This window comes from Paenirhodobacter ferrireducens (assembly GCF_004022265.1).
Lineage (GTDB): Bacteria > Pseudomonadota > Alphaproteobacteria > Rhodobacterales > Rhodobacteraceae > Rhodobacter > Rhodobacter ferrireducens.
On the sequence record NZ_SAVB01000006.1, the window covers coordinates 127,327 to 139,872 of the forward strand.

At 67.4% G+C, this 12,546-nt stretch carries 14 protein-coding genes and 1 tRNA gene; 8 read left to right on the forward strand and 7 right to left on the reverse strand.

Annotated elements, in window-relative coordinates; all coding sequences use genetic code 11:
• Window positions 1-3 precede the first annotated feature (3 nt).
• Entirely contained in the window at window positions 4-1,482 is a 1,479-nt protein-coding gene (gene glpK, locus EOW65_RS06395; protein WP_128148140.1) for a glycerol kinase GlpK, read from the forward strand.
• A gap of 137 nt (window positions 1,483-1,619) precedes the next feature.
• Window positions 1,620-2,009, forward strand: coding sequence for a tautomerase family protein (locus EOW65_RS06400; RefSeq protein WP_128148141.1), 390 nt, complete (start codon window positions 1,620-1,622; stop codon window positions 2,007-2,009).
• Window positions 2,010-2,044: 35 nt separating this feature from the next.
• On the opposite strand, the gene EOW65_RS06405 is transcribed toward EOW65_RS06400, so the two are convergent.
• A complete protein-coding gene (locus EOW65_RS06405; RefSeq protein WP_128148142.1) occupies window positions 2,045-4,477 on the reverse strand; it encodes a heavy metal translocating P-type ATPase in 2,433 nt (810 codons plus the stop codon).
• A gap of 147 nt (window positions 4,478-4,624) precedes the next feature.
• On the opposite strand from EOW65_RS06405, the gene EOW65_RS06410 reads away from it, so the two are divergent.
• Entirely contained in the window at window positions 4,625-4,834 is a 210-nt protein-coding gene (locus tag EOW65_RS06410) for a YgaP family membrane protein (RefSeq protein ID WP_128148143.1), read from the forward strand.
• A gap of 113 nt (window positions 4,835-4,947) precedes the next feature.
• Window positions 4,948-5,565, forward strand: coding sequence for a L,D-transpeptidase (locus EOW65_RS06415; protein WP_128148144.1), 618 nt, complete (start codon window positions 4,948-4,950; stop codon window positions 5,563-5,565).
• A 19-nt stretch (window positions 5,566-5,584) separates the two neighbouring features.
• On the opposite strand, the gene EOW65_RS06420 is transcribed toward EOW65_RS06415, so the two are convergent.
• Window positions 5,585-6,292 carry a DUF1796 family putative cysteine peptidase gene (locus tag EOW65_RS06420; RefSeq protein ID WP_164880012.1) on the reverse strand — a complete coding sequence of 236 codons (708 nt, stop codon included), beginning with the start codon at window positions 6,290-6,292 and terminating at the stop codon, window positions 5,585-5,587.
• Between the two features lie 235 nt (window positions 6,293-6,527).
• Between EOW65_RS06420 and EOW65_RS06425 the strand changes: the two genes are divergently transcribed.
• A tRNA-Met gene (locus EOW65_RS06425) sits at window positions 6,528-6,604 on the forward strand.
• A gap of 211 nt (window positions 6,605-6,815) precedes the next feature.
• On the opposite strand, the gene EOW65_RS06430 is transcribed toward EOW65_RS06425, so the two are convergent.
• The 5 genes from EOW65_RS06430 to EOW65_RS19920 all read right to left on the reverse strand — a co-directional run bounded on the left by EOW65_RS06430 (window position 6,816) and on the right by EOW65_RS19920 (window position 9,851).
• Entirely contained in the window at window positions 6,816-7,166 is a 351-nt protein-coding gene (locus tag EOW65_RS06430) for a hypothetical protein (protein WP_128148146.1), read from the reverse strand.
• A gap of 7 nt (window positions 7,167-7,173) precedes the next feature.
• Window positions 7,174-7,728 (reverse strand): DNA-binding protein, encoded by a 555-nt coding sequence (locus EOW65_RS06435; protein WP_128148147.1) that lies wholly within the window; start codon window positions 7,726-7,728, stop codon window positions 7,174-7,176.
• Window positions 7,721-8,287: a hypothetical protein gene (locus EOW65_RS06440; RefSeq protein WP_128148148.1), complete on the reverse strand. Its 567-nt coding sequence runs from the start codon at window positions 8,285-8,287 to the stop codon at window positions 7,721-7,723. Before EOW65_RS06440 ends, EOW65_RS06435 begins: the two co-directional genes overlap by 8 nt.
• A gap of 1 nt (window position 8,288) precedes the next feature.
• A complete protein-coding gene (locus EOW65_RS06445) occupies window positions 8,289-9,248 on the reverse strand; it encodes a hypothetical protein (protein ID WP_128148149.1) in 960 nt (319 codons plus the stop codon).
• Between the two features lie 405 nt (window positions 9,249-9,653).
• Window positions 9,654-9,851, reverse strand: a complete 198-nt coding sequence (locus EOW65_RS19920) for a hypothetical protein (RefSeq protein ID WP_164880013.1) — start codon at window positions 9,849-9,851, stop codon at window positions 9,654-9,656.
• 230 nt (window positions 9,852-10,081) lie between these two features.
• Here EOW65_RS19920 and EOW65_RS06450 point away from each other — a divergent pair, with 230 nt between their 5' ends.
• From EOW65_RS06450 to EOW65_RS06460, 3 genes are all read left to right on the forward strand, one after another.
• Window positions 10,082-10,558, forward strand: coding sequence for a hypothetical protein (locus EOW65_RS06450; RefSeq protein WP_128148150.1), 477 nt, complete (start codon window positions 10,082-10,084; stop codon window positions 10,556-10,558).
• A gap of 131 nt (window positions 10,559-10,689) precedes the next feature.
• Complete coding sequence (locus tag EOW65_RS06455; protein ID WP_128148151.1) at window positions 10,690-11,637, forward strand: major capsid protein; 948 nt, start codon at window positions 10,690-10,692, stop codon at window positions 11,635-11,637.
• Complete coding sequence (locus EOW65_RS06460) at window positions 11,634-12,512, forward strand: hypothetical protein (protein ID WP_128148152.1); 879 nt, start codon at window positions 11,634-11,636, stop codon at window positions 12,510-12,512. The genes EOW65_RS06455 and EOW65_RS06460 overlap by 4 nt, the downstream gene beginning before the upstream one ends.
• The last annotated feature ends 34 nt before the right edge of the window (window positions 12,513-12,546 follow it).

Sequence of the window (12,546 nt, forward strand, 5' to 3'; positions counted from 1 at the left end):
AGGATGAGCGAGATTCTGGCCCTCGATCAGGGCACCACCTCGTCGCGCGCGATCCGTTTCGCGGTGACCGGCACGGGCGGGCTGAGCCCGGTTGCCACGGTGCAGCGCGAATTCGCGCAGATCTACCCGCGCCCGGGCGAGGTCGAGCACGACCCCGAGGAGATCTGGGCGACGACGCTGTCTTGCGCGCGCGCCGCGATGAGCGACGCGGTGGTGGCGATCGGCATCACCAATCAGCGCGAGACGACGGTGATCTGGGACCGCGCCAGCGGTGCGCCGATCGCCAATGCGCTTGTCTGGCAGGACCGCCGCACCACCCCCGCCTGCACCGCCCTGCGCGATGCGGGCGCCGAGGCCGAGGTGACGGCGAGGACCGGGCTGCTGCTCGACCCCTATTTCTCGGCCACGAAGATCCGCTGGCTTCTGGATGCGGTGCCCGGTGCCCGGGCACGGGCCGAGGCGGGGGCGCTGGCCTTCGGCACTGTCGACGCCTTCCTGATCTGGCGGCTGACCGGCGGGCGGGTACATGCGACCGACGCCACCAATGCCGCGCGCACGATGCTCTATGACATCGAGCGCGGCGAGTGGGATGCCGATCTGTGCCGGATGTTCGGCGTGCCGATGGCGCTCTTGCCCGAGGTGCGCGATTGCGCGGCCGAGTTCGGCGCCACCGATCCCGCGCTGTTCGGCCGGGCGCTGCCGATCCGCGGCGTGGCGGGGGATCAGCAGGCGGCGGCGATGGGGCAGGGCTGTTTCGCGCCGGGGATGATGAAATCGACCTATGGCACCGGCTGCTTTGCGTTGCTGACCACCGGCGCGGTGCGCATCGCCTCGGGACACCGGCTGCTGACCACGGTGGCGAGCCGCTTTGCCGGGCGCACACATTTCGCGCTCGAGGGCTCGATCTTCGTCGCGGGGGCGGTGGTGCAATGGCTGCGCGACGGGCTGAAGCTGATTGACAGCGCGGCCGAGACGCAGGCGCTGGCGGAAACCGCGGACCCCGAGCAACAGGTGCTGATGGTGCCCGCCTTCACCGGCCTTGGCGCGCCCTGGTGGCGGCCCGAGGCGCAGGGCGCGATCTTCGGCCTGACCCGCGGCACCGGCCGGGCCGAGATCGCCCGTGCCGCGCTGCAATCGGTGGGCTATCAGACCCGCGACCTGTGGGAGGCGATGCGGGCGGATGCCGGTACGCTCGACCTTGGCGTGCTGCGCGTCGATGGCGGCATGGCGCGCTCGGACTGGACGATGCAGTTCCTGGCCGACATCCTCGGCGCCCCGGTCGACCGGCCGGTGGTGACCGAGACCACGGCGCTTGGCGCGGCCTGGCTGGCGGGCTGGCAGTCGGGGCTGTGCCCGGGGCCCGAGGAGGCCGGCCGGCACTGGGCGCTCGAGCGCCGGTTCGAGCCGGCGATGGCCGAGGCGCCGCGCGCGGCGGCCTATGCGCGCTGGCGCCGTGCCGTCGCGGCAACGATTTCGGTCTGATCGGCGCGGCCGGCTCGACAGCGCCGGGGCAGGGGCGTAGCCCGGGCGCGGGCGCGCCCATGGGGCGGGCCTGCCATGGCGGGGAGGCATGGGTTCCGCAACGGGGGGGAAGAAAGACCCAACAGGAGCAAGACCGAATGCCTCTCATGCAATACCACGTCATCAAGGGCCGCACGCCGGAAGAGATCGAGCTGCTGCTCGACACCGCCCACGAGGCGATGGTGCGCACCTTCAAGGTGCCGCAGGGCGACCGCTATCAGATTCTGACCGAGCACGCGCCGAGCCATCTGAAGGCGCTCGACACCGGGCTGGGCATTCCGCGCACCAAGAAATTCGTGCTGCTGCATGTGGTGTCGCGGCCGCGTGGGCGCGAGGCGAAGGTGGCCTTCTATGAAAACCTCTGCGCCGATCTGCAGGCGAAATGCGGCATCGCGCCGAGTGACGTGATGATCTCCTTCACCGAGAACGGCGACGAGGACTGGTCCTTCGGCCATGGCCGGGCGCAGTTCCTGACCGGCGAGCTGTGATCGCGGGTGGGGGGCGGTGACCGCCCCCCTTCCGGTCAGAACCGGGCGCGGCGCAGGCGCAGCGCGTTCGTCACCACGAAGACCGAGGAGAAGGCCATCGCGCCCGCGGCCAGCATCGGCGACAGGCCCGGCCCGCCGAAGGGGCGCAGCACGCCCATGGCCACCGGGATCAGCGCGACGTTATAGGCGAAGGCCCAGAACAGGTTCTCGCGGATGTTGCGCATCACCGCGCGCGAGAGCCTGAGCGCACGTGCCGCGCCGCGCGGGTCGTCGCCCATCAGCACCACCTCGGCCGCCTCGATCGCGACATCGGTGCCGGTGCCGATCGCCAGCCCCACATCCGCCGCCGCAAGCGCCGGCGCGTCGTTGATACCGTCGCCGACGAAGGCCACGGCGCCTTTGCCGCCAAGCGCGTTCACCGCAGCGACCTTGCCCTCGGGCAGGACCTCGGCCTCCACCCGGGTGATGCCGAGCCGCCGCGCCACCGCTTCGGCCGTGGGTTTCGCGTCGCCGGTGACAAGCGCCACCTCGACGCCCGCCGCCTGCAGCGCCGAGACCGCCTCGGCCGCGTGCTCCTTGATCGGATCGGCGACGGCCAGAAGCGCCATCGCCGCACCGTCGCGGGCAAGATAGATGGGGGTCTTGCCCTCGCCCGCGAGCGCCAGCGCCCGTGCCGCGAGAGGGCCGATGTCGATGCCCGCCTCGGTCATCGCGCGGGCATTGCCAAGCAGCACGGTCTTGCCGTCGACCTCGGCCGAGAGGCCGCGGCCGGGCAGGGCCTCGACCTTGCGCGCGCGGGGCAGGGGCAGGCCGCGGGCCTCGGCCGCCGCGACGATCGCGCGGGCGAGCGGATGCTCCGAACGCGCCTCGGGCGCCGCGGCGGTGGCAAGTGCGTCTTCCGCGGTGATGCCCGTGACCGGGATCAGCTCGGTGAGCTCGGGGTGGCCAAGGGTCAGCGTGCCGGTCTTGTCGAAGGCGAGGGTTTTCACCTCGGACAGGCGCTGCAGCGCGTCGCCGCGGCGGAACAGCAGGCCGAGTTCCGCGCCGCGCCCGGTGCCGACAAGGATCGAGACCGGCGTCGCCAGCCCCATCGCGCAGGGGCAGGCGATGATCATCACCGAGATTGCCGCGACGAGGGCATGGGTGAAGCCCTGACCCGCCAGCATCCAGAGCGCGAAGGTCAGCAGCGAGAGCACCATTACCGCCGGCACGAAGATGCGCGTCACCTTGTCGACCAGCGCCTGCACCGGCAGCTTCTGGCCCTGCGCCTCCTCGACCAGCGCGATGATGCGCGACAGCACGGTGTCGGTGCCGGTCGCGGTGACGCGGAAAGCAAGCGCCGTCTGCCCGTTCACCGTGCCGCCGGTGATCTCGGCGCCCGGGGTCTTCTCGACCGGGGCAGGCTCGCCCGTCAGCATCGATTCGTCGATCCAGCCATGGCCCTCGGTCACCAGCCCGTCGACCGCGACACGCTCGCCCGGGGTCAGAAGCACGATGTCGCCGGGCGCGAGCTCTTCGACCGGCAGCTCGACGGTGCCGTTTTCGCGCGCGACCCGCGCCGTCGCCGGGCGCAGCGCGACGAGTCGCGAGATCGCCTCGCCTGCGCGGCCCTTCGCCCGCGCCTCGAGCCAGCGGCCGACGAGGATCAGCGTGACGATCACCGCCGCCGCCTCGAAATAGACCACGCGGGCGGAGGCGGGGAGCAGCTCGGGCGCGACCGTGACCGCCGCGGAATAGAGGAAGGCAGCCAAGGCGCCCATGGCGACGAGCGAGTTCATCTCGGGCGCGCCGCGCAGCAGCGCCGGGATGCCGATGCGCAGGAACACCCGGCCCGGGAAGGCCAGCACCAGCGCGGTGAGGACAAGCTGGATCCACCAGCTCGCGCGCTCGCCGATCGTGTGCATCACCGCCATGTGGAAGCCGGGGATCAGATGCGTGCCCATGGCCAGCACGAAGACCGGCAGGGTGAGCGCGGCCGAGATCAGCACCTGTCGCTTCAGCTTCGCCGCCTCCGCCGCCTGACGCTCGGCGACCGGCGCGGCGGGGGCATCGGCGGTGGCAACGCGCGCACCATAGCCCGCGCCCTCGACCGCCTTCACCAGCTCGGAGGGGGCAACGGCGCCCTGGGCATAGCCCACCTGCGCGGTCTGGGTTGCCAGATTGACCGAGGCCTCGATCACCCCGGGCAGCGCGGTCAGCGCGTGCTCGACATGGCTGACGCAGCTCGCGCAGGTCATGCCGGTGATGTCGAGTTTCGCCTCGGCGCGGTTGACCGGATAGCCCGCCTTCGCCAGCGCCGCGGCGAGCGAAGCGGGGGTGGCCGGTGCCTCGAACTCGACCCGGGCCGAGCGCGCCATCAGGTTCGCCGTGGCGCTGGTCACCCCCGGCTCGGCGCTCAGGGCCCGCTCGACGCGGCCGGTGCAGGCACCGCAGTGCATTCCGTCGATGGTGAACGTGGTCTTGGACATGGGGCACCTCCGAAGCTTCACTTGGAGCGCACCCCGGCCCGGGTCAACCGGAACAGAAACATTCCCGAACTTGAATTTGTGTTGTGGCAATGCTAGCTGGAGCGAAAGCGCCTTCCAACCCATCCACCCCCGTCACGGAGTCCCCCCATGAACCTCGACCGCTCGGTCTTCGCCTTTGCCGGCGTGATGGTCCTGATCAGCGTGCTGCTGACCTGGTATGTCTCGCATTACTTCCTGTGGTTCACCGTCTTCATCGGCCTGAACCTGCTGCAGTCGGCCTTCACCGGCTTCTGCCCGGCCGCGATGATCTTTTCGAAGCTGGGTCTGAAGAGTGGCTGTGCCTTCCAGGGCAAATAAGCCTCACCTCATGCAGATTTCGGGAAAGGGCGGGGGAACCCGCCCTTTTCCTTTTCCGTTGAGGGGGGAAGGGCGCCCTGATAGCCTTGCCCCAACGATAACCGGAGACCGCGATGCTTCGCCGCACCCTTCTGACCACCCTCGCCGCGCTGCCCTTCGCGGGCACTGCCCTGGCCGCACAGACCACCGCCACCGGCTCTTCCGCCTCGAACCCGGTCGAGGTGCTGCCGCCCGAGAAGCCCGCGCCGCAATGGCCGATCGCGAAGCGCTATTACCCGACCGAGGTGAACGTCCGTCCGGAGCTGGCCGTGGGCTCGATCATCATCGTCTCGGACAAGTTCTTCCTCTACCACGTCATCGCGCCGGGCAAGGCGATGCGCTACGGCGTCGCCGTGGGCAAGGACGAGCTGAAATTCCGCGGCACCGCCTATGTCGGGCGCAAGGTCGAATGGCCGAGCTGGAAGCCGACGCCCGAGATGGTCAAGCGCTCGCCCGATCATTACGCGAAATATGCCGAGAACGGGATGCCCGGCGGCCCGGGCAACCCGCTCGGCGCGCGGGCGATGTATCTCTATCAGGACGGTCGCGACACCGCGATCCGCATCCACGGCACCACCGAGCCGAGCTCGATCGGGCATGCGGTGTCGAACGGCTGTCTGCGGATGGTCAACGATCACGTCATCGAGCTGTTCCAGTCGGTGCCCGTCGGCACGCCGGTGACGGTCTACTGAGACGGGCCCCGGGGCGGGATCAGAAGGTCCCGGCCGTCGCGGCGTGAAACTCGAAGGCGCCGATCATCCGCGTGAAGAGATCGTCGTCGACCCGGCCCCAGAACTGCTCGGGATCGGTACCGCACCATTTCTGCCGGGTGTGGAGGATCGCAACGGGGATGCCGTCGGGCCGCAGGAACTCCACCCGGCGCTGGTCGTCACTGCCGACGAGGCGCTGGGTGAACATCGTGACCGAGATCGGCCGGCCGGAGCGGGCACGGCACAGCGCCTGAAACCGTCGCAGCTTGGCTGCCACCCGCGCGATGTCCTGAGTGCGGTGCAGCCGGTAGTGATAGAGGAAACACGCCGGTCCCGTGCCGGTCAGCCCGTCGAGAAACCGCTGCGCCTTGCGCGCGCAGCTGGCGCGCATCTGTGCATCGTCAATCACGTCGTGATGCGAGAATTCGAAGCCGTTGCAGACGGACTTCTCATAGAGCCCGGCCTCGCAGGTGTAGAGGGAATGGACCGGCATCCGCGTCTTGTAGCGCTGCTCGTGGTGCAGGAACCGCGGTGTCAGCATGTCGACGAAATTGGTCTCGACGAGTTGCGTCGCATAGTCGATGTTGGACCGTGCATGGCTGAACGGCGTGGTCAGCAGCGGCGCGACGCCGTGGCGCTGCAAGACGCCGTGGCCAAGGCAGTTCTCTCCGATCGAATAGAAGGCGACGCCGGGGCTGGCTGTGGTCACTGCGGGTCTCGTGCTCGGAATCGGGGCTATGCCCGCCGAGGCTAGGGGGTTTCCGGGCCGAAATCCACCGCCGACGGCCCGTTGGCAGTGCCGGGGCGGCATCGGCAGTTCCCTTGCGCAAGGGCTGGTGCCTTGCCGGGGGCAGGCCGAAGCCCGCCGCGCGGGGCGGGCGCAGATTTTGCGCGCAAGCCCCTTGACGCCCCGCGCGCCATCGCATAGCTACGCGCCACAGCGTGGCTAGGTAGCTCAGCAGGTTAGAGCACGTGACTCATAATCACGGGGTCGGGGGTTCGAGTCCCCCCCTCGCCACCAAAACTTCCCCCTTATCGTGAAGAGACGTCGCTGAATCTGTGGCGGAGCACCGGCTTTCGGACAACGGCGCACCAGCTTTAGGATGGAAATTTCTTCTCCCGCTGATTAGTGGCAGGGAAAACGTTCTTCCAATGGCAAAACCGCAGACCAAAGAAAAGGGGCCATGTCGGCCCCTTTGTTCACGGCTCTCGCCCTACCGTCAACCGTCTCCTCATGGCAGCGGATCTCCCTTCACCTTCCAGCCCTTGGCAATCCGTTTCGCCTTCCTCTTAGCCTCTCCTGCCGCTTTCCTGCGCCGCTTGCCCTCTTCGAGCAAGGCCGAGCACAGCGCCCCGTCAAACAAAAACGCGGCCCAATGATAGGCCGTCGCGCCGCGATATTCGCCATACCACTTGGCAGTGTTCTTCTCGAACCGCCAGCCATATGGCCCGGCGCGCTGTTCCTTGATCCAGCGGATCACGCCGCTTTCAGAGGTGCGATACCCGGGAATGCGATAGCGGCTCACCACCTCGGCGATCTGCCGGGCGGTGAACCAGTCGGTCTCATCATATTCCTGCGACATGCGCGCCTCACGCCAGACCGAACCGGACAAGAACCTGCGCCGCCTCTTCAACGCTTGGCAAGGCCGTTCCTTCCGGGACATGATGCGGCAACTCGCGCCATGCGCGGGCGAGGTCGCCGCCTGTTTCGTTCCGCATCAGCCGCATCAGGGGGAGCACCCATGGCGGTGCGGTGTTCACCGGCATGGGCGGCGCTGGCGCTGGCGGGGCGGGCAGATCGAACCATTCCCCGGCCTCGGCCTCGATCGGCGGCAGGTCGAGGATGCGCGCCAGAAGGGCGTCAAACGCCCGCGATGGCAGCGCCGATACGTGGAACAGATACCGCCCATTCGACCATCGGCATTCCCACCCTTCCTGACGGGCCTTGCGGGTGATGGTGCTGCGGTGCGTGGGCAGGCCCGGCAGGCGCAGGGCCTCAAGCTCGGCTGCGGCGAACCACTCTTGCAGCTCGAAATGTTCCCGCAGCACCCGCACCAGCATGGCTTCAAGGAAGGCCATACGCCGTTGCGCATAGGCCCAGGTATCGGCGTCAACTGCCACCGTCAGGTCAAAACGCTCATCCATCGCGGCCCCCTTGGACAGTAAGGCCCCGGGCGCGCAGTTCGGCCACCAGTGCCTCGGTCGGCAGATCGGCCAGCGCGCGCCGTTGGCTGGGGCGCAGGCGGGGCGCGCGATCCGCCTTTCCCGCGACCATAGCGACGGCCTCGCGCAGGCTGGCGGCGCGGCCCGTGTCGAGCAGATCGAGCGCGCGGGCCTGCGCCTTGGGCGCAAGCTCGGACAGGGCTTTCAGGTGGGTCATCTTGTCCGCGCGCGGCGCGGCCAGAAGGCGGGCTCGGCTATCGGGCATCAGGTTGGTGAAGATCATGACATACCAGTTGATGCCCTTCTTTGACGTTTGTTCTCTCTTCGCGACGAAGGCTGCGAAGCCGCCCGGTTCGTCAGCTTTCAGCCTGCCCCCCACCGACGACTCCGGGTAAATCTCGACATAGGCCGCCTTGGCCTCGCCAAGCTTGCAGGCGCGTTCAATCGGGCGCATCTTCGGGCCGAACTTGGCCAGTTCCATCAGCACGCGCACAAGGCGCGGCTCCGGCCCCTCGCGCCGGGTGTCCCGTTTCACCGCCATGTCAATGCACCTTCCGGCGACCACGCGGCGCGGGGGTGGGCTCTTCCTCGGGGCTTTCGGGCTCTTCGCTGACCTCGGCCAGAAGCATCCCCACCACGCGCGCGACCGAGGCCGAAGGCAGGCCGCTTTCGTCGGCGATCCGGGCAATCGTCTCGCTCATGCCGCCGGTTTCGGGATCGTCGCCCACCACGGCTTCCAGCGTCTCGCGCAGCTTCCCGGCGCTCGGCCCCTGCGCGATCCGCTCTGCCGCCTGTTCCCGCATGTCGGCATCGGCGCGGCCCGCCTCCTGCATTTCGGCGATCTGGCCCTTGTAACCGGCCCGGCGCGGCATGTGGGTCAGGACCGCTTCCAGCACCTCGTGCAGGCGGTCCAGTTCGATCCCGGTGGCATCGCTGACGCGGCCCCAGATTTCGCCATGGGCCAACGCGCGGTTGATCTGCATCGCCAGCAGATGCGCGGCCATCCCCTCGGCCGGATGCCCGCCCCTGTCGCGATAGGCTTCCCCGGCGTGATCCTCGCCGGTCAGGACGAACATCACGCGGGCCACGTCTGCCCGGTCAACGCAGGCGCGGGCGGCGATCATGTCCAGATCGTGCCACGCTGGGCGGCTGGCCTCGGCCAGAACGGCGGTGCGGATGATCTCGGCAATGCGATCCTCGGCGCTGGGGGCCGGGTCTTGCAGGGCGGGGCGGTGGGCGTCCTCGATCTCGGCCAGCGCGGTTTCGGCGCGGTCAACCCGGGTGATCAGGCGGAACACATCGCTGTTGATCTCGGCCAGATCATCGACATGACGGCGCAGGAGCTGACCGATCCCGTAGCCGATCAGCGCATCGACCCCGCCCGCATGGGTTTCGTGCATCCGGTCGAGCAGGAAGTTGAAGGCGCGCAGGGCGTGATAGGTATCATCGACCTGCGTCACGAAATCGGACAGATTCAGGTCGGGGGCAAGTTCGGTATTCATGGTCGCATCCACTGGTAAGCGCTTTTCAAGGCGCGAAATCCGCGAACAGCGCGGAAGCCGGGAGTTGAAAACCGCCAGTGGACGGCAGCAGGGCCTTTAGGCGCGAACGCCTTGGACATACGCCTTGCCCTCCCGGCCACACCATGTGCGACCGCCTCCGGCAAGGCCGGATATGCTGCGCCGTTCTGATCAGGAAAATGCGTGGGAAATGATTTCCCACCCTTCGCACCGATCACGGTGGCGCGACCCACCACTGGTAAGAGTTTTCAAGCTCCACTTGCGACGATGCGTCAAAAACGCCTGCGCCGCAAGTGGATTTGACGGGGGAGGTGGGCAAAGTGTGCTAAAAGCCAGACTTCGGCCACCGACCAGAGTCCAGAGATTGGACTCTGGTCGCAACCGCTATCAGTCATGTGCCAAAAGCCAGAGTCTGGCTTCTGGCAGAACATTTGGCGAACGAAAGGCCCGTCCGGATGCGCCCGGCCGGGCCTTTCCGGCGTCTTCGGTGGCGTTGCACCCAGAACCGCCACGATCTGCCGTTTCCTGTTCGATCAGGCGAAAACGGCTGACCTTCTCTCGCTTGAAGGCCAGCCGTTCCGGCATCATCGACCGAGGGGCGTGGGACGGACCCCCGGCGATCTGCCTGCATTGCCAAAGTGCAGCAATGCCATCCGCAGTCAGAGCAACACGCGGTTTGGAGAACCCGAAACTTCCCCGCTGCGCCCGGCCATCATCCCCGAGCACCCGCCCGCATCCCCCGGACCATGTCCGGGGGACCGGCTTTTTTCACAGGACATAGTCCTGTGAACGGGTCTGAATGGAGGGTTTCAAGGATGACTGCACGGATCGACCGCATCGACTTCCCGGACGAGAGCAACGCCCAGCTCATCAAGGACATGATCCTTGACGAGCTCGGGCATTATGTCTTCGACCGGCTGTGCGATGCCCTGGGCGGCCAGACCATCAATCTCCCGAACCGCCCCGAGACAATCCATGAGGGGCATTTCCTCGCCCAGGCGATCGGGCTGGAGAATGCCCGCCTGATGGCGGCAACGGTCGGCTATGCGGCCTATTACGTGCCGCTTCCGCGCCGGGGCAGCGAACCGGAAGCCGATCCGGTCGATCTGGTGCGCAAGGGGCTTGCGAACTGGGAAATCGCCAAGGTGATCGGCTTCACCGAGCGCCACGTTCGCCGCCTGCTGGCGAGCCGGGGCGTCAACAATCCCAACCGCAAACCGCGCAGTCTGCCCGCCCTTCTCGGCGCGCCGTCCGGCGGCGGAACGCCCGTCCAGTCGGGCGGCTTCGCCTGAACACCTCGCAGGAGCGATTTTGACGCCGGTTTGACGTGGCCTCTCGCCTTTTCAGGTGTCCGGGTGGCCAGAGACCATCAAAGCCGCTCCTGCGCCAGATTTTCCCTACCTGAGCAACACGGAGTTCCCCCTTGCCAGTCCTCAACACCAGAACGGCCCGCGTCGTCGATCCGATCCTCACCACGATCGCCCAGGGCTATCGCCACAACGAACGGGTCGGGCATATCCTGTTCCCGGCCGTCCCCGTCCCGGCACGGGGCGGCACCGTCATCCGGTTCGGGCTGGAAAGCTTCGTCGATTACAAGGCGATCCGTGCGCCCGGCGCGAACACGGCGCAGATCCAGTTCGGCTATCAGGGCGAGCCCTTCGCGCTGAAGCAATATGCCCTGGATGTTCCCGTGCCCCGTGAGTTCATGGAAGATGCGCAGACGGTGCCTGGCATCGACCTTGGCAAGCGCGCGGTCAACACGGCCATGAACAGCCTTACGCTGTCTCTGGAAATCGAACAGGCCGCACTTGCCACCGATACCGCCCGCTATGGCGCGAACAACAAGCTCGCGCTCTCGGGTGCGGATTGCTGGAATGACGGCGCGAGCGATCCGATCGCGGACATCGAGGCCGCGAAAGATCAGGTGCGCACCACCTGCGGCGTCGAGCCGAACCGTATGGTCGTTGCCAATGTCGGCTTCAAGGCGCTCAAGCAGCACCCGAAGATCATCGAACGGTTCAAGTATACGACCGCCGAATCTGTCACGGCCAAGATGCTGGCGGGCCTGTTCGATCTGGAAGAGCTGGCCGTGGGCAAGACCACCTACGTCACCGAGACCGACGCCACCCCTCCGGTGTTTCATGAGGCCTGGGACAACGTCGCGGTGCTGGCCTACACGCCGACGCAGGACGCGGCGATGGAAAACCCCTCCTTCGGCTACACTTACACCCTGCAAGGGCACCCGTTCGTGGAGAAGCCCGAATGGAAGAGCGAGGTGAAGTCGTGGGTCTATGGCGTAACCTATGAACGTGTTCCGGTGATGACGGGCATCGCCTCGGGCTTCCTGTTCACCGGCATCACGGGGGCATGACCATGGCAGGTCCGCAATCCGGGGCAATCCCGATCCTGCGCGCAGGCCCGATCTGCACCGCGATCGGGCAGGTGCCGTCAAAAATCAACGAGGGTGACCTGTTCGCCCTCGCCGCCAACTACAAGGCGGACAGCGCCACCATGTTCGCCGCCCCCGCATCGTTCGGTGTTCCCCCGAAGGCTTCGTTCATCCGCGCGCTTGTGGTCGAAAATGGCACGCTCTTTGCCATCCCGCGCCCGGGTGGCAACGCGTCCTTCGCGGCGGGCATGTCGATGGGCAGGCCGATCACCTTCGCCTCTCTCTACGCGCCGAAGTCACCGGACAACCCCGCACCAGGCGAAATTCACCTTCACAGTGTCAGCTTCTTCGACGACCTGCCCGCGCCGGGAAAGGGCAGTATCCCGAACGGCGGAACGGCGATCCTGCAAGGCGATATCGCTGCCTTCGCGTCCAGCCCGTCAAGAAAACAGGTGTCCGCGCGCGAAGCCGAGCTGGAACAGCTTCTGTTTGCGCAGAAGGTGGAGAAGCTGGTGGACGAAGGGCGTCTTCTCCCCGTGCTGAAGGATGAGGTCATCAGCTTCTGCGCCGGGATTGACCAGCGCCATACCGTCAGCTTCGCCTCGGGTGAAACCATCCCGGCCAAGGAATGGCTGTTCTCCTTCCTGGAGCGCATGCCGAAGGTGGTGAGCTTCGGGGCCATGGACCTCGGCCCGGACCCGTTCACGAATGCCCCGGCAGCGGCTGCCAACATGCCCAAGGGGCACGAGATCGACCGGACCCAGAATGAGCTTGCCGCCCGCGCCCAGCAGATCATGCGCCAGAACCCGGACATGCCCTTCGCCGACGCCGTGGTGATCGCCCAGAACGGACGTTGACACCGTGAGGTCACCCGCAAGGTGGCCTCGCCTT